Here is an 18,434-nt window from a genome sequence, read left to right on the forward strand (position 1 = left end):
GTGGGGGGCACTGGTCGTGTGCTTTTTCTACGCTTTAGCGGTTTTCCGCTGGGTTTAGGGAAAAGCAATCAGGAACCCGGCGCGCAAGAGCTGGGTAACTTTAAACGTTCTTATTTAGGGAGGAACACGAATGAACTTGCGATTAAGAGGAACAACAACGCTTAGCCTTGCAGCATGTATGCTCGCGGCGCCGGCGTTCGCAGATATGGAAGCTGCAAAGGCATTCCTTGACAGTGAAATCGGGGATTTGTCGTCGCTCAGCCGTGCCGACCAAGAAGCCGAGATGCAGTGGTTTATCGATGCTGCAGAGCCATATGTCGGCATGTCGATCAATGTGGTCTCGGAAACGATCGCGACGCATGAATACGAGTCTTCGGTTCTGGCACCAGCGTTCGAAGCGATCACAGGTATCAAGGTCACGCATGACCTGATTGGTGAAGGTGACGTTGTTGAAAAGCTGCAAACGCAGATGCAGTCAGGCGAGAATATCTATGACGCCTATATCAACGACTCTGATCTGATCGGGACGCACTGGCGTTACAAGCAGGTCCGCAACCTTACTGACTGGATGGCCGGTGAAGGTGCTGCCGTGACCAACCCGAACCTGAATTTGGAAGATTTCATTGGTCTTTCATTCACAACGAGCCCTGATGGTGCCCTGTACCAGCTTCCCAGTCAGCAGTTCGCGAACCTTTATTGGTTCCGGTACGATTGGTTCAACGACGAGCAGAACAAGGCCGACTTCCTGGCTGAATACGGCTATGAACTGGGCGTTCCAGTGAATTGGTCAGCCTATGAAGATATTGCCGAGTTCTTTACGGGGCGTGACTTGTCGCGTCTTGGCGTAGAAGGCGAAGTCTTTGGCAACATGGACTACGGCAAAAAAGACCCGTCGTTGGGTTGGCGTTACACTGATGCCTGGCTGTCCATGGCAGGTGCCGGTGATGTGGGCGAACCAAACGGTCTGCCTGTTGACGAATGGGGTATCCGCGTCAACGAGAACTCGCAGCCTGTTGGGTCTTGCGTCGCGCGTGGTGGTGCAACGAACGGCCCAGCAGCAGTCTATGCTGTGACCAAGGCAATCGAATGGCTGAACAAGTACTCTCCGCCAGCGGCGATGGGGATGACATTCTCTGAAGCGGGTCCAATTCCTGCGCAGGGTAACGTCGCACAGCAGATGTTCTGGTACACTGCATTTACGGCCGCCACGGTAGAGCCCGATCTGCCTGTGATGAACGAAGATGGCACGCCAAAGTGGCGTATGGCACCTTCGCCTCACGGTGCATATTGGACTGAAGGAACCAAGATTGGCTATCAGGACGTAGGCTCTTGGACGCTGATGAACTCCACACCCTTGGATCGCGCACAGGCTGCTTGGCTCTATGCGCAATTCGTCACCTCCCTGACTGTGGACGTGAAGAAAAGCCACGTGGGTCTGACGTTCATTCGTGAATCGACTATCCAGCACGATAGCTTCACCGAGCGCGCACCGCGTCTGGGTGGTCTGGTCGAGTTCTATCGCTCGCCAGCACGGGTTCAGTGGTCGCCAACCGGCACCAATGTGCCTGACTATCCAAAGCTCGCGCAGCTGTGGTGGCAGAACATCGGCGACGCAATGTCCGGTGCAAAGTCGCCTCAGGAAGCACTGGATGCACTTTGCGCAGATCAAGAAGCGGTAATGATCCGTCTTGAGCGTGCCGGTGTGCAAGGTGAACTTGGTCCTGTGATGAACGAAGAGCGCGATCCATCTTACTGGCTCGAGCAGCCTGGTTCGCCAAAGCCAATGCTTGCAAACGAAGAAGAAACGCCGGTGACAGTTCCTTACGACGAACTGATCCTTTCCTGGCAGTAAGCTTCCAATCTGGGGCCAGTTTTCTGGCCCCAGATCCCACCGAGAACAAAAATCATCTGAAAATTGGGCTAGGCGTCGGGCGTCTGGTTTTGATCAGCTGCCACCTGTCGTGGCGGTAGCCCTTCTTACAGCCTAAAGAACCTTGGGGACGCGCATGACCTATATTCTTGCAATCGATCAGGGCACAACGTCGACCCGTGCATTTGTGTTTGATGCCAAAATGGGCGTCGTTGCCAGCGCACAAGAAGAATTCACCCAGCATTTCCCGCAGTCAGGTTGGGTCGAGCATGATCCCGAAGACCTCTGGAAGACGACGATTGGAACATGCCGGATGGCCATCGCGCGATCGGGGATCAGTCCTTCCGAGATTGCAGGCATCGGCATCACCAATCAGCGTGAAACAGTTGTGGTCTGGGATAAGGCCACCGGACAGCCAATTCATAACGCCATCGTCTGGCAGGACCGTCGCACATCAGAGATATGTAGCGCACTGCGCGCCGCCGGACATGAGGCAATGATCACGGACCGCACCGGGCTTTTGCTTGATCCGTATTTTTCCGGCACGAAAGTAAAGTGGCTTTTGGATAACGTTCCGGATGCGCGTGCGCGGGCCGAAAAAGGCGAGCTCCTGTTCGGGACGGTGGACAGTTTCCTGATCTGGAAACTGACCGGCGGTGCCACGCACGCCACAGACGCGACCAACGCGGCGCGCACATCGCTTTACGATATTCGCAAGGGCAGGTGGAGCAAAACAGTCTGCGAGGTTTTCGACATTCCGATGCAAATGTTGCCGAATGTGAGAGACTGCGCTGCTGATTTTGGTGAGACACAGCAGGATCTCTTTGGTTGCCGCATACCGATCCATGGGGTTGCAGGCGACCAGCAGGCCGCCACTATCGGGCAGGCCTGTTTTGAACCGGGTATGCTGAAATCAACCTATGGCACGGGCTGCTTTGCGCTTCTCAATACGGGTGACACGCCGGTTGCGTCGAAAAACAGGTTGCTGACGACGATTGCGTTCCAGCTTGACGGCAAACCAACATATGCGTTGGAAGGGTCGATCTTTGTGGCGGGCGCCGTGTTGCAATGGTTGCGTGATGGTTTGCAGATCATTGAGAGCGCGTCCGAGACCCAAGCGTTGGCCGAGAAAGCAGACCCGCATCAAGACGTGATTCTCGTTCCTGCCTTTGTGGGCTTGGGCGCGCCCTATTGGAACCCCGATTGTCGTGGTGCGGCCTACGGTCTGACGCGTGGAACGGGCCCGGCTGAAATGGCTAAAGCGGCCCTTGAAAGCGTGGGCTACCAAACACGCGATTTATTGGAGGCGATGTCCTCGGACTGGCAATCGAGTGGCGTACAACCGATCTTGCGCGTTGATGGTGGCATGTCAGCCAGCGATTGGGCGATGCAATTTCTGTCAGATATTATCGCCGCACCGGTGGATCGGCCCAAGGTTCATGAAACCACAGCACTTGGTGTTGCCTGGCTTGCTGGGATGCATGCAGGCATTTACCCAAATCAGCAAGAATTCGCGGCATCCTGGGAACGCGAAACGCAGTTCCAGCCGCAAATGGATAACGCACAGCGCAACGCCAAATACGCGGTCTGGAAAAAAGCCGTCCATGCCACGATGAGCTTTTGAAAGAGACCCATGACTGAAAAAACACTTCGCCGCTATCTGACCGAAAGTGCGCTGGATCCAAACCTGATCTTCTTGCTTGAGGATATCGCAAGTGCCTGTCGCGTGATCGCCAACCGAATCCGCAACGGTGCATTCGAAGGGAACCTTGGTTCTGCTAATGCGACGAATGTGCAGGGCGAGACACAGAAAACGCTCGATATTCTGGCCAATGATGAATTCGAGAGGATTTGTTCGAACAGTCCGCGCCTTGCCGCGCTTGTGTCTGAAGAGGTTGAAGAGGTGACCTGGCTCAAAGAGCCGGAGGCCGGTGATTATCTGCTTTACTTTGATCCTTTGGATGGCTCGTCAAATCTGGACGTGAACCTTTCGGTCGGGTCGATTTTTGCGGTTATGCAGGTGCAATCCGACGCAGATCGCAACGTCCTTCATGCAGGGCGCAAACAGGTGTGCGCAGGCTATGCGCTCTACGGTCCGTCAACGACGCTTGTTCTGACAACCGGATCAGAGGTTGCAGGGTTTACGAACGAGAGTGGAACGGGCGACTTCCGGTTGACGCACCCCGCGATGACTGTGCCGCACGAGACATCAGAGTTTGCGATCAATACGTCGCGCTACCGCTATTGGGACGAGCCTATTCGGCGCTATGTCGATGAATGCGTCGCTGGCGAAGAGGGCATCCGGGAGCGCGCGTTCAATATGCGCTGGACCGCTTCGATGGTGGCGGAAATCCACCGTATTCTGACGCGGGGCGGCGTATTCCTATATCCCGCCGACAGTGAAAACCGCGTTGCGGGTGGCAAACTTCGCTTGATGTACGAAGCAAACCCGATGGCAATGATCATTGAAAACGCCGGTGGCGCCGCGACAACTGGCCACCATCCGATTTTGGATATTCAACCCACCGGACCGCATCAGCGGGTGCCCGTCATTCTTGGATCAAAGTCTGAAGTTGATCGGTTGGTTCGCTACCACAAGGCAGATTCTCAATAACCGAAAGGACGCCTCTATGGCTCTTGTATCACTTCGCCAACTTCTTGATCACGCCGCCGAGCACTCCTATGCGCTGCCGGCCTTTAACGTGAACAACATGGAACAGATGTTGGCAATCATGTCCGCAGCTGATGCCACAGACAGCCCCGTCATCATGCAGGCCAGCCGTGGCGCACGTGCGTTTGCCAACGATATTGTCCTGTCGCACCTGATCCGCGCCGCGATCGCGCTCTACCCGCATATCCCCGTGTGCATGCATCAAGATCATGGGAATTCGCCCCCGACATGTATGTCCGCGATTACAAACGGCTTTTCGTCGGTCATGATGGACGGGTCTTTGCAGAGTGATGGGAAAACGCCGGCAGATTTTGCCTACAACGTGGCCGTCACCGCGAAGGTGACAGAAATGGCCCATTTTGTAGGGGTTTCGGTTGAAGGGGAGCTTGGACATCTGGGGTCCCTTGAAACCGGCAAAGGCGAGGTCGAGGACGGCCACGGTTTCGAAGGGAAACTGGATCGTGCATCACTTGTCACAAATCCTGAAGAAGCCGAGGCCTTCGTGCGCCTAACACAGGTTGATGCGTTGGCGGTTGCGATTGGCACGTCACACGGGGCCTATAAGTTCTCGCGCAAACCCGACGGAGAGATATTGGCGATGGACGCGCTCAAAGATATTCATGCCCGTATCCCTGACACGCATTTGGTGATGCACGGATCGTCCTCCGTCCCGCAAGAACTGCAGGATATCATCAACACATACGGTGGTGAAATCGCGCCGACCTGGGGCGTTCCCGTCGAAGAAATTGTGCGTGGGATCAAGTATGGTGTGCGCAAGGTGAATATCGACACAGACCTGCGCATGGCACTGACGGGTGCAATCCGAAAGGTTTTCGCCGAAAGACCCGGCGAATTTGATCCGCGCAAATACCTTGCACCAGGGGTGGACGCTATGTCGGCGGTGTGTCGTGATCGTTTTGAGAGTTTCGGGGCTGCAGGCATGGCTGGCAAGATCGACCCGATCGCCTTGCCGGTGATGGCCAAGTGGTACGAAGCGGCCAATCTTCAACGCGCGTCATAAGGGGTAGCTACTATGTTTTCATTCCTCAGTCCGCACGCACTCCATTTTGGGCGTGGTCAAAGTGCCCAGACTACCACGCTGGCCAAGACCTACGGGACTGCTGTCTTATTGGTTCATGGGTCGTGCCCGTCGCGGGCACAGTGGCTGGTGACATCATGTAAAGAGGCCGGATTGAGCACAACCACACTCAGTTGCCACCGCGAACCGAGCTTGCCCGATATCACAGCGGCCTTGGACCATCTGGGTGATTTTCGTCCCGATGTGATTATCGCGCTGGGGGGCGGATCTGTCATTGATTTCGCCAAGGCGTTGGCTGCGCTGATCCCCTGTGAAGGAGAGGCCTCTGAATATCTTGAGGTGGTCGGCAACGGTCGTCCGCTGGAAAATGCGCCGATCCCGATGATTGCTTTGCCCACGACAGCGGGGACGGGGGCTGAGGTGACCAAAAACGCGGTCATCTCGGTGCCGGAGTGCGGCATCAAGGTAAGCCTGCGCGACGGGCGTATGATGCCGCAAATCGCCATCATTGATGCTGCGTTGATGCAAGGCGCGCCCAAGACCGTGACGCTCGCAGCGGCGTTGGACGCGGTCACACAAGTGATCGAGCCCTATTTATCTGTCAAAGCAAATCCGATGACCGATGCGCTCTGCGTTGCCGCAATTCCAAAAGGTCTGAAGTCTCTTCGTGATGTGGTCGAAAAAGACATGCTGGACGCTTGGAATAACATGTCGTGGGTCAGCACATGCGGGGGGTTGGCATTGGCCAATTCCGGGCTGGGCGCTGTCCACGGGTTTGCAGGTGTGATCGGTGGCAGAACCAACGCGCCGCACGGTGAAATATGCGGCGCACTTCTTCCCGCTGTTTTGAAGTCCCATTTGGGCAAAGCAGAGAAAGGTAAAGAAATCTTCAAGCGTCTGAAATGGGTCGAAACTTTGTGCGATGCGCAATTTGCGAACAATGATCCAGGAAAAGGCATTTCTGCGTTGGCGCGCTGGTCCAAGGGACAGGGACTGCGCGGATTGGGGGAAATGGGGCTGAGCCTTGAGGATCATGCAGAGGTTGCTGATGCAGCGTCCAATGCGTCATCAATGAAGGGCAATCCGCTCACCTTGACGAAAGAAGATCTCGTGGCGATTTTGCGCGAAGCGCACTGACCAGACGGGCGCGCGACAAATCTTTCAAGTGTGAATTCGCTCGTCCTGTTCTTGATAGCGGACTGTTGCGGCGGGCAAATCGAAAACTGTCCAGAAATTGTAGCGTTGCTTGATAACGTCGAAACCCGGTAAAGCAGTCGTTCGTGCTGTCGCAGCGAGATATCGCTTTGTCCCGCATCTTACCAGTTGGCGGCGCTCGCGGCGAAGGGCAGCTATCGCAAATTCGAGCCAAGGACTGCGGGTCCGCTTTGGGCTGACAGCGGTCGTTGCTTCCGAAAGCCCCAATAGCCGCATATCCCCCACACCTGACTTTTGGATTTATTCGGGTCGGGTAGGTTCTGTCTTGGTCCTTCCGCCAAGTGGAAAAGAAAAAGATGCCGTAATGGGGCTTTCGGTGAATCAAGCACGTTTCGCTTGTTTGTCAGCATGATCTGAAGGGGACTGATGCATTAGTTCGCCCAAGTCACAGGTGGTTAGTGCGGTGTCCAGGGTCACACGGCTTCGAACAGCTCGGTTATGAACTGGATCTGTCCGCTGACGCCTGGTTGTTTGTCGTGGATGTGTCCTCGCTTGATTGTTCGGATTGTCTCGATCCTACTCAAGGTCGCTTTAGCAGTGGGCAGAGATTGAAAGCTTTGACGGAAGCCAAGCAGCCGTTTCATGGCAGCGTGATCGCTCTCGATAAGATTGTTTTGCCATTTTTTGTCGATATGCCTAATGCTGCCGAAGTGATGGTCGTATCGGTGATTGATCTCGCGAATGACGCGCCGATATGTCGGCGCCTTATCAGTACAAATCGTGACCGGACGATGGAGCCATACGCGTTCGATCGCCTTGTTGAGAAAGGTCTTGGCAGCCTTCGCGTCGCGCCGTGCGGTGAGGCGGAAGTCAATCATCTGGCCATTCGCATTTACGGCGCGCCACAGATAGCGCCATTTGCCGCCAACGCGAATGTAGGTTGCGTCCACGTGCCAGTCGACGCTCGCGCGGCGCAAGTGTTTCTCGGTCCGCTTCGTCAGTTCAGGACCGAACTTCTGAACCCAGCGATACACCGTCGGGCGATCAACCGTGATGCCCCGCTCACCCAGCAGATCGACAACATCCTGATAGGACAGTGGATATCGCAGATACCAACGTACTGCTCACAGGATGACCTCGTGTGGGAAACGGTGATGTCGAATGGTGACTTGCACGGCATGCTCGACCGCAAAAACCCTAGCGTGACCAAACCCTGCGATTAATGCAACAGTCCCCGTCATATCGTGCTTTGCTGACGCGGCATCCGGAAGAGAGGGCGGAGTGCGGACTGTGAGGTTGCGGCATTGCGTCAGTAGCCTCCAGCGGAAGCGGTCAGTCGCCATGCCCGGAGAGACAGGCTGTTGTGCGCAAGGATGGGCTTTTGCAAACTTAGTCTTCCTGCCAGATTGGGCGATGTTTCATGCTTCGAACCAGCGGTCAAAAGCGGACGCTCGTAGTTGTTGCTGTATGAGCTTTCAATCAAATGCCCGGAAGTCAGGTCTTTCCTGAGGTTAATAGGGGCTTTGCGTTTGGCGCTTATACGGCAATGAACTTGGTTTAAAATGCGTGCCCTCACTCTCTCAATAAATATTCCGCGCGCCCAAAAGTTTGACTTGCGAACCTTTCGCTTATCGGGCACCCATTCCTCACCACAGGGGAGCCGCGTAATGCCGCGGCTGAGATGGGGGCGCAAGCCCACGGACCCTCGAAGCTGATCTGGATAATGCCAGCGTAGCAAGGAGGACAGAAATGTTTGCAGGCGCACAAGTTTCCCTTTACCCGATGACCGACGGTTTCGTTGACGTCATCATGTTATCACTCGGCGCACTTGATCCGTGGCGCGACAGGCTGCGGATTGAAACTGACGATATCTCGACCCTGATCGTTGGCCCCCCCGAGGTGCTTTTCCCCGCGCTGCGTGATCTTTATGCGGCGGCGGCATCTTCCGGTCAGCATGTTGTCTTGCGCGCCACACTGTCACGCGGTTGCCCCGGTGAACCGGATGATCCAATCTGCCGGACCGGTGCATTGGCCAACCCGTCAGAGCCGCTGGCCCTGCGCCAGGAGAACGCGCTGGCAGCTATCGCTGTAACCCCCGAAAAGGGGCAACATGCGGATGCGCAATTCTCGCTTTATGTGATGGGGGCGGGCGATCATATGGTCGAGATCATGGGCTGTATCGACTTCCTGCGACAAAGCGGGACCTTTGACCGGTCCAAGAATTTCTGCACGCGCCTGACGGGTGATGCAGGGCCGGTCTTTGCCACGCTCCAGCAGGCGTTTTGCAAGTTCGGGCCACCGAATGGCCATGTCACGATCGATCTGACCGTTTCTGCCAACAGCCCCAGCAAACGCTGATCTGATGCAGTTTGATGTGCCTCGCCGTTCCGGCAGAGGTCTGATCCGCGGTATCCCTGCCGTCCTGAGCGTGGTCAGCGCCTTTTTTATCTGGGAACTTTATGTTCGCCTGTCGGGAATTTCTCCGCTGATGCTGCCAGCACCCTCGCGGGTGCTGGACCAAATCGTATTGAACCGCGCTCTGCTGTGGGACAATACGGTGCCGACACTGAAAGCCACCTTCGCAGGGTTTGCCTTGTCGCTTAACGTGGCCTTCGGTTTGTCGGTGGTGCTGGATTTCATGCCCCGTGTCCGTCGCGCACTGTTCCCGATCTTTGTGGTCAGCCAGACATTACCGCTTGTCGCTATCGCGCCCTTGGTCGTGCTGTGGTTCGGGTTCGATCTGACGCCCAAGGTTCTCTTGGTGGCGCTTGTCACCTTCTTTCCCATGCTGGTCGCCCTTGTGGACGGATACGCGGCGACCGACCCCGAAATCGAGGATCTGATGCGGTCGATGGGCGCCACGCGCTGCCAGATATTCCGCAGCGCGCGGTTTCCGTCCGCGATGCCCTATTTCTTTGCCGGTCTGCGCATCTCGATCACCTATGCGGTCGTCGCGGCTATTTTCGCAGAATATGTGGGCGCGCGTGCCGGTCTGGGCATCGTGATCTTGAACGCCAAGAACAGTTTTCGCCCCGATCTTGTGCTTGCGGCTGTGGTGATCAGTTCAGCGCTCACCCTGGTGCTGTTTGCGATCACCGCCCTGTTGCAGCGGGTAGTGCTGCGCTGGCGCGATGTGGAGGGGAACAGATGAGTGTTCTGGACATGCGAAATGTCAGCCTGACGATTGGCGGTACAGCCATACTGGATGATATTTCATTACATCTCGCAGAGGGCGAGTTCGTGTCAATCCTCGGGCCGTCAGGTGCGGGAAAATCGACCATATTCCGCCTGCTGACCGGCGCTGTGCTACATGACAGCGGCACGATCACCTGCAACGGTCAGCCATTGGCGACAAATCAACACGGCTTTGGTTTCATGCCGCAGCGCGATGCGTTGATGCCGTGGCGGCGGATTATCGACAATCTGACCTTGGGGCTGGAGGTACAGGGCATACGCCGCAAAGATGCGCGCGCCCATGTTACGCCGCTCCTGGCAGATTTCGGTCTGGATGGGTTCACCGACCATTATCCCGCCCAACTATCCGGCGGGATGCGCCAGCGCGCGGCCCTTTTGCGGACCATCGCGCAGAACCGGCCTGTGCTGCTTTTGGATGAACCTTTCGGTGCGTTGGATGCGCTGACGCGGACCCAAATGCAGGCATGGTTCGAAAAGCGCTGGCGCACGGCGCGCTGGACAACCTTGCTGGTGACACATGACGTCCGGGAGGCTGTGGCGCTGTCGGATCGTATCTATGTCCTGTCGCGCCGACCGGCCCGCGTGACCGCGGAAGTGCATGTGCCCGCCCCGCGCCCGCGGCTGGGACGCCCCGTCAGCGCTGACGCCCATGCAATCGAGGCGCAGTTGCTTGAAATTCTACTTAACCAAACCGGAGAGAGCCTATGAAACATCTGATCACCGCTGCTTTGCTGATGCTGGCCCTGCCTGCCACAGCGCAGGAAAAACTCAGCGTCGCACTGGACTGGACACCGAACACAAACCACGTCGGCCTCTATGTGGCGCAGTCGCAAGGCTGGTTCGAGGACGCGGGGCTTGATGTGGATATCCTGCCTTATACCGACACCTCTTCGGGCACATTGGTGGCGGCGGGTGTGGCGGAATTTGGCATCCTGAGTGCGGTCGGGTTTCACAGCCAGCGCGCGACGGGGGCCGATATAACAGCCGTCTTGGCGGTTGTGCAGCATGAAACCGGACGCGTGGTCTTTAACGGTGAACGTGACGATATCCAGCGCCCCGCCGATCTGGACGGCAAGATATACGCAGGTTTCGGCAGTGCGTGGGAAGACGCGCTGATTTCGACGATCATCCGCAACGACGGCGGTGAGGGTGTTTTCGATACCGTCACGCTTGGCACGTCTGCCTATGAGGCGCTGGCCAACGGCAGCGTTGATTTCACGCTTGAAGTCAGCACATGGGAAGGTGTTAACTCTGGTCTGTTGAACCGTCCTCAGCGTGCGTTCCGCTATGCCGACTACGGCGTGCCGGACCAGCACACGACGTTTCTGGGCGGCAATGGGACCTGGCTGGCGCAGAACCCCGACACCGCGCGCGCCTTTGTGCAGGCCGCGCAACGTGGCTATGATTTCGCCGCCAACAACCCCCAGGAGGCCGCAGAGATGCTGATCGCGGAAACCTCAGGCATGCTGACGAACCCCGATCTTGTGCGCGCTTCGATGGCAGCGCTGGTGGATGGCGGCTATCTGCAAGACCCAGACGAGCCTGTCGGCCTGATCGACACCGAGATGTTCGCCAATATCACCGTATTTCTGTTCGAGGTCGGGATCATGCGGGGCGAAGACGGCAGACCGCTTGATGTGATGCCCGATGTGTCGAGCTGGTTTACAAATGAATATTTGTCACAGGTGGACTAAAAATTTACGGGGAATAATAGGTGGCATTTGCGTGCCATCTATCATGTCTCTCTGGTCCTGCCTTTCGCTACACATAGTACCAATTTCAGTGCGCGGGGTCGTGCAAAGGCTTTGTGGCAGGCACCTTCCTTATGAGGCACGGGGCTTGAGTGGCAGTGCATTAGAAATGCCATTTAATTGCTCGACCGACGGCTACCAATAATTGAATGCCGCAAAAGACTGCCTTTGACACCTCGAGGCGTGGGCCTTTCCAGATACTAATTCGTATCTGCCGTGGTGTCCCGTTGGGGTCGGTGCGGGTGCGTGATGGCCGAGGGCGCGCCCTCGGCGGTATTGGGGCGCAATCAGTCATTCAAAAGAAGCTGTCAAATCCAAGATTGCTCTGCCGCAAGGCTTCGCGCAACCGTTGGAAGCCCCGTTCGCGTAGCTGGCGCACCCTTTCCCCCGAAATTCCATATCGCGCGCCAAGCCCTTCCAGCGTGGCCGGAGGATCGCTCACTTGCGTTGCGACGACAATGTCACGTTCGCGATCGGGTAGAGTGCTGAGCACGTCTACGAGTACGCGGCGTAGTCCGGCCATCTTCAGGCTTAGCAACGCGGCTGACTCTTCTAGACTGTTTGGGTCGATCAAGAGCGCAAGGCGGTCCACACCATCTTCTCCCCGAACAGGCACATTCAGTGAGCTATCACTACCAGTAACCTGATCGCGCAAATCCTCCGCCTTTTGGAGGTCCACGCCCAGTACGTCAGCGAGTCTCTTGTCCGCATCCGCCCGATTCATGTCCGGATTCGTCTCCATCTCGGCATCAAGAGCGGCGATCTGCACGGCTGCGGCCCGCGACTGCGCGGAATTGGGGCGCCGGACGACGGAAATGTTCGCCCGCAAATAGTCCTGAACTTCGGCCCGCACCCACCACACTGCATAGGTCGAAAAGCGAAATCCGCGATCCGGGTCGAAGCGGTCGACAGCTTTCATCAGCCCTATCTGGGCCTGCTGCAGCAGATCTGGGTCGACCTCACCACCCCCGCGCTTGAAGCGCTTCACGATCGAGCCAGACAAAGGTGCGAAAGCGTGGATCAGACGATCACGTGCATGCCGGTCCCCATGCGCTTGCCAAGCATCAATCAATGCCCGCTCCTCTCCGGCGGATAGCATCCCTGCGGTGCGGACGCGCCGGGCACCTTGGATCAAGTTCTTAACGGGTTTGTTCATTGGTTCCGCTCTTTAGTTTCGAACCGATACTAATCTGCAGATTTGACAATTGTCAAAGTAGTTTCGTTTCGCTATCAGATTAGCATGGATAGCAACCTGCAAACACCAGACCAGATCGCGGAACTGCTCGTCCATGTAGGCCGTACGGCGCGGCGCGAGGACGCAGGCTCCGCACTGACAGCCGCTCAATGGGCCGGTTTGCGCTTTTTCGCCCGGGCCAACGGCAGCACGCGCACCCCCTCGGGCTTTGCCAGCTTCCAGGCAACGACGCGGGGCACGGCGTCGCAGACCATAAAGTCGCTCGAACGCATGGGGCTGGTTACAGGGACCCGCTCTGACCGCGATCGGCGCAGCGTGTCTTTCGATCTGACCGATCGCGGGCGCGAAACGCTGGCACAGGATCCGCTTCGGGATCTGATCGACGTAATCGATAACCTTGGTACCGTTGAGCGCGACCGTTTCCTTGCGACGCTGTCCCAACTGGCGTCCACGCTGGCCATCCGGCGGGACCTCCCCGCTTTTGGAACCTGCCAGGATTGCAGCCATTACGCGCAATCGGGTGACACAGCCTATTGCGCCTGCATGGCGGCGGAACTGGCCATCGAAGACATTCCCAAGCTCTGCGCGAGCTACAGACCGTCCCCGGCCGCCGGAAAACCCAAGGAGACCCGAAATGGTACAGCCTGAGACCCCTGCAATGCCGCGCATGATCGCCATCAGCAGCGGCAAGGGGGGCGTGGGAAAATCCACGGTCACCGCAAATATCGCCGTGGCCATGGCCGATGGCGGTCTTCGTGTTGGTGTGGTGGATGCCGACATCTATGGGCCGTCCATCCCGCGCATGTTGGGCATCCCGGCCGGCAAGCCGGCAATGTCGTCAGACCAAAAGGTGATCCCGGCCGAGGCGTATGGGGTGAAGGTCATGTCTATGGCCATGTTGTCCGACGATGACAGCCCGGCGATCCTGCGCGGGCCGATGGTGACGAAATACCTGCAGATGTTCGTGCGACAGGTGGAGTGGGGCGCGCTGGATGTCTTGCTGCTGGACCTCCCGCCGGGCACGGGCGACATCCAGCTGACCTTGGCGCAGGCCTTTCCCCTAACGGGTGCGGTGGTCGTCAGCACGCCGCAGGATGTCAGCCTCAAGATCGCGCGGCGGGGCCTGCGCATGATGGAGCAGGTCAAGGTTCCGATCTTGGGCGTGATCGAGAATATGAGCGGCTTCACCTGCCCGGACTGCGGAACGGTGACGCATATTTTTCACCAGGGAGGAGGAGAGGCGATCGCGCAAGAACTGGGCATTGAATTCCTTGGCAAGGTGCCGCTCGACCCGATGGTGGTCGATTGTGGCGACGAGGGGCGGCCCTTGGTCAGGCACGCGCCTAATAGCTCGGCGGCACAAGCATACAGGACCATCGCGTCCACACTGGCGGGGACCGGCGGCGACGTCGCGGGAATCGCAACGCCCTTTGCCTGGACGGTTGCCGATGGCGTGGGAAAACCGTCCCCTGCGCCTATCGCCGAGGGTGGACCGTCCGACCGACTTGCAGCCCTCGACCACGCCGATGGCGCGCTGCTCTTGCGGTGGGCCGACGGCACGGATCAAAGGTTGAGCGAGCGCGACCTGCGGCTGGCCTGCCAATGCGCGCAATGCCGCGACGAGATGAGCGGCAAACGGCTGCTGAACCCGGACACCGTTCCGCTGAACCTCGGCCTGACCCGTGTCTGGAGCGTGGGCAACTACGCGCTCGGCATGGCTTTCAGCGATGGCCATGATACGGGAATCTACACGTTCAAGGCGCTGCGCGCGATGGCCGGGACGGAGCTCGAGGATGTCTGACACCGCCACCCGCCGCCGCATCCGGGCGCAGGGCTCGGCCAGCGATCCTGATGTCATGGGCTTTGTCCTCGACACGCCGATCCAGGAGGGCGCATCCGTCCGGTTCGAGGCCGCAGGTGATGCCCCGCTGGCGCGCGCGCTTTTCGCGCTGGATGGTGTTGTCCAAGTCCAAGTGAGCGGTGCAACGATTTGGGTTAAAAAGCATGCCGAATTGGACTGGGCAACGCTGAAACCTGCGATCGCGGATGCGATCCGAAAGCTGCTCGACGAAACCGACGCACCGCTCGGGCAGGATGGGCGGGAAGAGACCACGCCCGACCAGACTCTGCTCGAGGCGGTCGAGACTCTGCTGAACCAGCAGGTCAATCCGGCCGTGGCCGCCCATGGCGGGCATATCTCGGTGGACAAGGTCGAGGGCAGCGCCGTCTATCTGCGCATGTCCGGCGGCTGCCAGGGCTGCGCGGCCTCTGCGGCCACACTTCGCGAAGGGGTGGAACGCATGCTGCGCGCCGCCCTGCCGCAAATCGAAAAGATCGTCGATGTCACCGATCATGCGGCGGGAGACAATCCGTTCTACGCGCGCGACGATGGACCATCACCTATCTTGAACCGACCCGTTCCCGAAGGCGTCATCGGATGGGAGGACGGGCAGATCATCGTCGACCCGGATTACCTGGCACCAAAGCTCGGCATCACGCCAGAAGCGCTACGCGCGGGTTTGCAGAGGGGCGATGTCGTCGGCGTGACCGAGACCGGCGAAGGAAAGGACAGCGGCAAGACCCGGATCGTCCTGCGCACGACGACCCGCGCCTGGGCTGCGGAAATCGAAGCAAGCGGCGCGGCTCGCGAGATCCCGCCCCCGCGCTTGATCGAAGCAGCAGCGGGCAAGGAGAAAGAGCTTGCCAACTGCGTCCGTGCCCATCTGCAAGGTCTCGCCGACGACGAGGTGCCGATCGCCTACGGCGCATTGGCCCGCGTGTTCGGTCTCTGGGCCCCAGGTTCGATCGCCAAGGTCACCAGGGCCCTGGAAACCACAATGCGGGAGGATGCCGCAGCAGACCGTGCCTTTATCGCGGCCCGCGCCGTCAATCGCGGACGTGACAAGTGTCCCGGCAAAGGCTATTTCGATCTCGCCCGCGCCCTGTCCCGCGGACCGCGGGCCGGCGAAAGCGAGTCGGACTCTCACGCCCGAGAGCTCCGTCGCCTGAACGAGACGATGACCAAATAAACAACTTCTGGCGCAATTCCTCGGATTTCGAGCATCTAACCACAGCAGATGTTTCGCATCACGAAAGCTTCGAGGCTGACAGCAGCCCGTGGCATAAGACCGAGCAAATACGGCAAAGTTCCGCAGACTGTGAGTTAGCCGATCATCAAGATTTGCGGTTGCAGCGAATGACAGGAACGATGGGCCGTGCTGCAGCATCCAGGACCATTGGTGGAGGTCGGCTCTGGGCCGGGTGTGTCTTGAAGGGCGACCATAGTTTGCAGTTTTGCACTGCCGTTCTCAAGTCATTCTTCTGCTTAAATACCGGTGCACACCTTTTGCGAGAGTAGCCGTAAATCAATGAAATACAAAGGCTTATCGAGGCAAACCTATTCCTCCTAAGTGATGGTATCTTGCGCGTCGGTAGTTTACTGGCTTCTGCCCCCCAGCTTGGCTTCGCGTGTCGCAGGGGAGAACGGCCCTTCGGTCCGTCGCGCATTCGGCCATGTGGCCTCACCGCGGCGTAGCACCCACGTCCCCGGTTTGCCCGCCTCGCGAGCACGCCCCTCCCCGGCCGCTCCGCCGGATTGCGCTCTGGTCTGTTTTGGCCCGAGGCCAAAACGATCCCGCCGCTCCATCCGTCTTCCGCGTCCGGTCGGGCCGTTTGCCTGCTCGGGTCGGGCAAACCTACCGTCAAAACACACACACATGAGCGCGGAAGCATATCCTCCGGATGGCCCCCAAATCAGCCCGCGTCAAGGATCGCAAAACTTTTCGGCGTGGGCGGAGCCGGTGGCTTGGGGCGGTCCCGTGCGTGATGACGCGCGTGTGTCAGTTGCTGCAAGCGGAAAACTTTTGCGCCCGGCAAGCCGGCGGCTGCGCCGTCCCTGACCCGGGCAGATTCGGAGACCAGGCATTCGGCCATGCCCCCACACTCACGTGGTGGCCTAGGAACCGAACACTGGAGACCAGACATGGCTTACGACAACGCAAACACCTACGAGACCATCGAGCTTTTCGGGCTGACCGAGAAGGACGCGCAGCTGCCGATCCCGGAGGATCACATCCTGACCGACCGCATCATCCGCGAGAGCTTCGAGGCTTTGCTCGGTCAGCTACGCGGGACCGGGCTTGAAGCCGAAATCGAACCGCTGGCCCATGGGCTCGCGACGATCCTGCAGCGCCGCAAGGTGGCGCTTGGCAAGGAGGTCGACCGCACCGCCGACAAGATCGGCGCGCTGGCAAAATCCCACGACGGATCGGAGATCGCCGAGACCGCGATTGAGGAGGCGCAGGCGCGCTTTGTGCAGCTGCGCGAGATTGTCAGCGCTATCGAGGTGATGAGCGAGGCGGCGGCGGAATGCTACGAGGTCGAAACGGGCCACGCCTTCATCCCGGCAGCCGGGTCGCGCGCAAGCGTCCGGGCGCAGGAGACCGGGGCGGTCTTCGAGGCGCGGCAGCTCCTGGAGCAGCACGACCGTGAAACCGCCGAGAAGTCGAAAGTCGAGGGCGTGCCCCTGATCGTCTCAGGCGCCACCGACTGGACAGATGTCGATGTGATCTTCAATACGCTCGACAAGGTTCGCGAACGGATCAAGCAGAACCGCAACCAGGAGATCTTCCTCTGCCACAAGGGTGGCAAGCACGGGGCAGAGATGATTGCGGCTCGGTGGGCCAGGGCACGCGGGGTCGCACAAGCGCGCTTCGATCCGCGCTGGTCCGCGCACGGGCGGGCGGCACCGTTCAAGTGCAACGACGAAATGCTGGACGACAAGTTCGCGGCGACGGGGGTTGTTCTCTTCGGAGGCAACGGGGTCGCGCTGAACCTCGGGCAGAAGGCGGAAGCGAAAGGCCTGACGGTCATGCGGGTTGCGGACCCGGCGAAGAAGACTGCGGAGACATGAATAGAGAGGGTCGCCTTCGGGCGGCCCTTTCGTCGTTTCTCATGGGCGTGACGGTACCCAGAGAACTATGCCTAGCAATTTCATTTTTTGATAGGTATATGCGTGCCAAGCAAAACTTGGAAATGATTGGCATGACACCTCTTAGCAGCATCGCGATGAGCGCCTATACCGACCTGGTGCGTCTCTTGAAGGACGACGCCTTGTCCGGTGCCGAAGGCAAGCCGACGCTCAAAGAGCGCGGCGACAAGGCCTATTGGTACGCGGCGCGCCGTGTCGGAACGGAGATGCGCTTCATCTATATCGGCGAGGACAGCGACGCGACGCGCGCGCGCATCGATCGGATTGAAGAGGTGCGCGCGATCGCCAAGGATCGGCAGGCCGCACGGTCGCGGCTTGTCCGGCTCTTGCGCGCCGAAGGCATGACCACCACCGACCGGGCGACCGGGTCCATCCTGTCGGCCATGGCCGCAGCCGGGACCTTCCGGTTGGGCGGCACCATCGTCGGAACCAATGCATTTCGCCTCTATGAAGGCGAGCTTGGCATCCGCCTGCCCATTGGTGGTATGGCCAACACCGGCGACATCGACATCGCCCAGTTCGAAAAGCTCAGCGTGGCGCTGCAGGATCAGGTTGACCCGGGTCTGGC

At 58.7% G+C, this 18,434-nt stretch carries 15 protein-coding genes, 1 pseudogene and 1 riboswitch; of the genes and pseudogenes, 14 read left to right on the forward strand and 2 right to left on the reverse strand.

The annotated features are described in order from the left end of the window. The first annotated feature begins 130 nt into the window (after window positions 1–130). From VGP75_RS14825 to VGP75_RS14845, 5 genes are all read left to right on the forward strand, one after another. Window positions 131–1,852 carry an ABC transporter substrate-binding protein gene (locus tag VGP75_RS14825; RefSeq protein WP_327544404.1) on the forward strand — a complete coding sequence of 574 codons (1,722 nt, stop codon included), beginning with the start codon at window positions 131–133 and terminating at the stop codon, window positions 1,850–1,852. A 154-nt stretch (window positions 1,853–2,006) separates the two neighbouring features. Continuing rightward, window positions 2,007–3,494 carry a glycerol kinase GlpK gene (gene glpK / locus VGP75_RS14830; protein WP_327544405.1) on the forward strand — a complete coding sequence of 496 codons (1,488 nt, stop codon included), beginning with the start codon at window positions 2,007–2,009 and terminating at the stop codon, window positions 3,492–3,494. A gap of 9 nt (window positions 3,495–3,503) precedes the next feature. Next, on the forward strand, window positions 3,504–4,484 hold the full coding sequence (locus tag VGP75_RS14835) for a class 1 fructose-bisphosphatase (RefSeq protein WP_327544406.1): 981 nt from the start codon (window positions 3,504–3,506) through the stop codon (window positions 4,482–4,484). A 16-nt stretch (window positions 4,485–4,500) separates the two neighbouring features. Next, a complete protein-coding gene (fba, locus tag VGP75_RS14840) occupies window positions 4,501–5,562 on the forward strand; it encodes a class II fructose-bisphosphate aldolase (protein WP_327544407.1) in 1,062 nt (353 codons plus the stop codon). 12 nt (window positions 5,563–5,574) lie between these two features. Beyond that, window positions 5,575–6,717, forward strand: coding sequence for an iron-containing alcohol dehydrogenase (locus tag VGP75_RS14845; RefSeq protein WP_327544408.1), 1,143 nt, complete (start codon window positions 5,575–5,577; stop codon window positions 6,715–6,717). Between the two features lie 491 nt (window positions 6,718–7,208). On the opposite strand, the pseudogene VGP75_RS14850 reads toward VGP75_RS14845, so the two are convergent. Then, window positions 7,209–7,915, reverse strand: a pseudogene (locus VGP75_RS14850) (IS6 family transposase). Between the two features lie 463 nt (window positions 7,916–8,378). Beyond that, window positions 8,379–8,491, forward strand: a riboswitch (TPP riboswitch). Here VGP75_RS14850 and VGP75_RS14855 point away from each other — a divergent pair. From VGP75_RS14855 to VGP75_RS14870, 4 genes are all read left to right on the forward strand, one after another. Continuing rightward, complete coding sequence (locus VGP75_RS14855) at window positions 8,485–9,093, forward strand: YkoF family thiamine/hydroxymethylpyrimidine-binding protein (RefSeq protein ID WP_327544409.1); 609 nt, start codon at window positions 8,485–8,487, stop codon at window positions 9,091–9,093. Its footprint overlaps the riboswitch before it by 7 nt. 4 nt (window positions 9,094–9,097) lie before the next feature. Next, on the forward strand, window positions 9,098–9,886 hold the full coding sequence (locus tag VGP75_RS14860) for an ABC transporter permease (protein ID WP_327544410.1): 789 nt from the start codon (window positions 9,098–9,100) through the stop codon (window positions 9,884–9,886). Then, window positions 9,883–10,638, forward strand: a complete 756-nt coding sequence (locus VGP75_RS14865) for an ABC transporter ATP-binding protein (RefSeq protein ID WP_327544411.1) — start codon at window positions 9,883–9,885, stop codon at window positions 10,636–10,638. Before VGP75_RS14860 ends, VGP75_RS14865 begins: the two co-directional genes overlap by 4 nt. After that, the gene (locus VGP75_RS14870; RefSeq protein WP_327544412.1) at window positions 10,635–11,624 is read left to right on the forward strand and encodes an ABC transporter substrate-binding protein; all 990 of its coding nucleotides are present in this window, start codon (window positions 10,635–10,637) and stop codon (window positions 11,622–11,624) included. The genes VGP75_RS14865 and VGP75_RS14870 overlap by 4 nt, the downstream gene beginning before the upstream one ends. 352 nt (window positions 11,625–11,976) lie before the next feature. Here the strand turns inward: VGP75_RS14870 and VGP75_RS14875 are convergent, their stop codons facing one another. Next, window positions 11,977–12,837 carry a sigma-70 family RNA polymerase sigma factor gene (locus VGP75_RS14875; protein ID WP_327544413.1) on the reverse strand — a complete coding sequence of 287 codons (861 nt, stop codon included), beginning with the start codon at window positions 12,835–12,837 and terminating at the stop codon, window positions 11,977–11,979. Between the two features lie 84 nt (window positions 12,838–12,921). Between VGP75_RS14875 and VGP75_RS14880 the strand changes: the two genes are divergently transcribed. The 5 genes from VGP75_RS14880 to VGP75_RS14900 form a co-directional block, all read left to right on the forward strand. Next, window positions 12,922–13,524 (forward strand): MarR family winged helix-turn-helix transcriptional regulator, encoded by a 603-nt coding sequence (locus tag VGP75_RS14880; protein ID WP_327544414.1) that lies wholly within the window; start codon window positions 12,922–12,924, stop codon window positions 13,522–13,524. Beyond that, window positions 13,511–14,677, forward strand: coding sequence for an MRP-like and DUF971 domain-containing protein (locus VGP75_RS14885; RefSeq protein ID WP_327544415.1), 1,167 nt, complete (start codon window positions 13,511–13,513; stop codon window positions 14,675–14,677). Before VGP75_RS14880 ends, VGP75_RS14885 begins: the two co-directional genes overlap by 14 nt. Beyond that, the gene (locus VGP75_RS14890; RefSeq protein WP_327544416.1) at window positions 14,670–15,905 is read left to right on the forward strand and encodes a DUF6522 family protein; all 1,236 of its coding nucleotides are present in this window, start codon (window positions 14,670–14,672) and stop codon (window positions 15,903–15,905) included. The genes VGP75_RS14885 and VGP75_RS14890 overlap by 8 nt, the downstream gene beginning before the upstream one ends. 953 nt (window positions 15,906–16,858) lie before the next feature. Then, on the forward strand, window positions 16,859–17,788 hold the full coding sequence (locus VGP75_RS14895; protein ID WP_327544417.1) for a DUF2493 domain-containing protein: 930 nt from the start codon (window positions 16,859–16,861) through the stop codon (window positions 17,786–17,788). A 155-nt stretch (window positions 17,789–17,943) separates the two neighbouring features. After that, window positions 17,944–18,434, forward strand: a 491-nt coding sequence (locus VGP75_RS14900) for a GSU2403 family nucleotidyltransferase fold protein (RefSeq protein ID WP_327544418.1), incomplete at its 3' end; no start/stop codon positions are given.

The sequence above is a fragment of the Yoonia sp. genome, from assembly GCF_036007805.1.
Taxonomy (GTDB): Bacteria; Pseudomonadota; Alphaproteobacteria; order Rhodobacterales; family Rhodobacteraceae; genus Yoonia.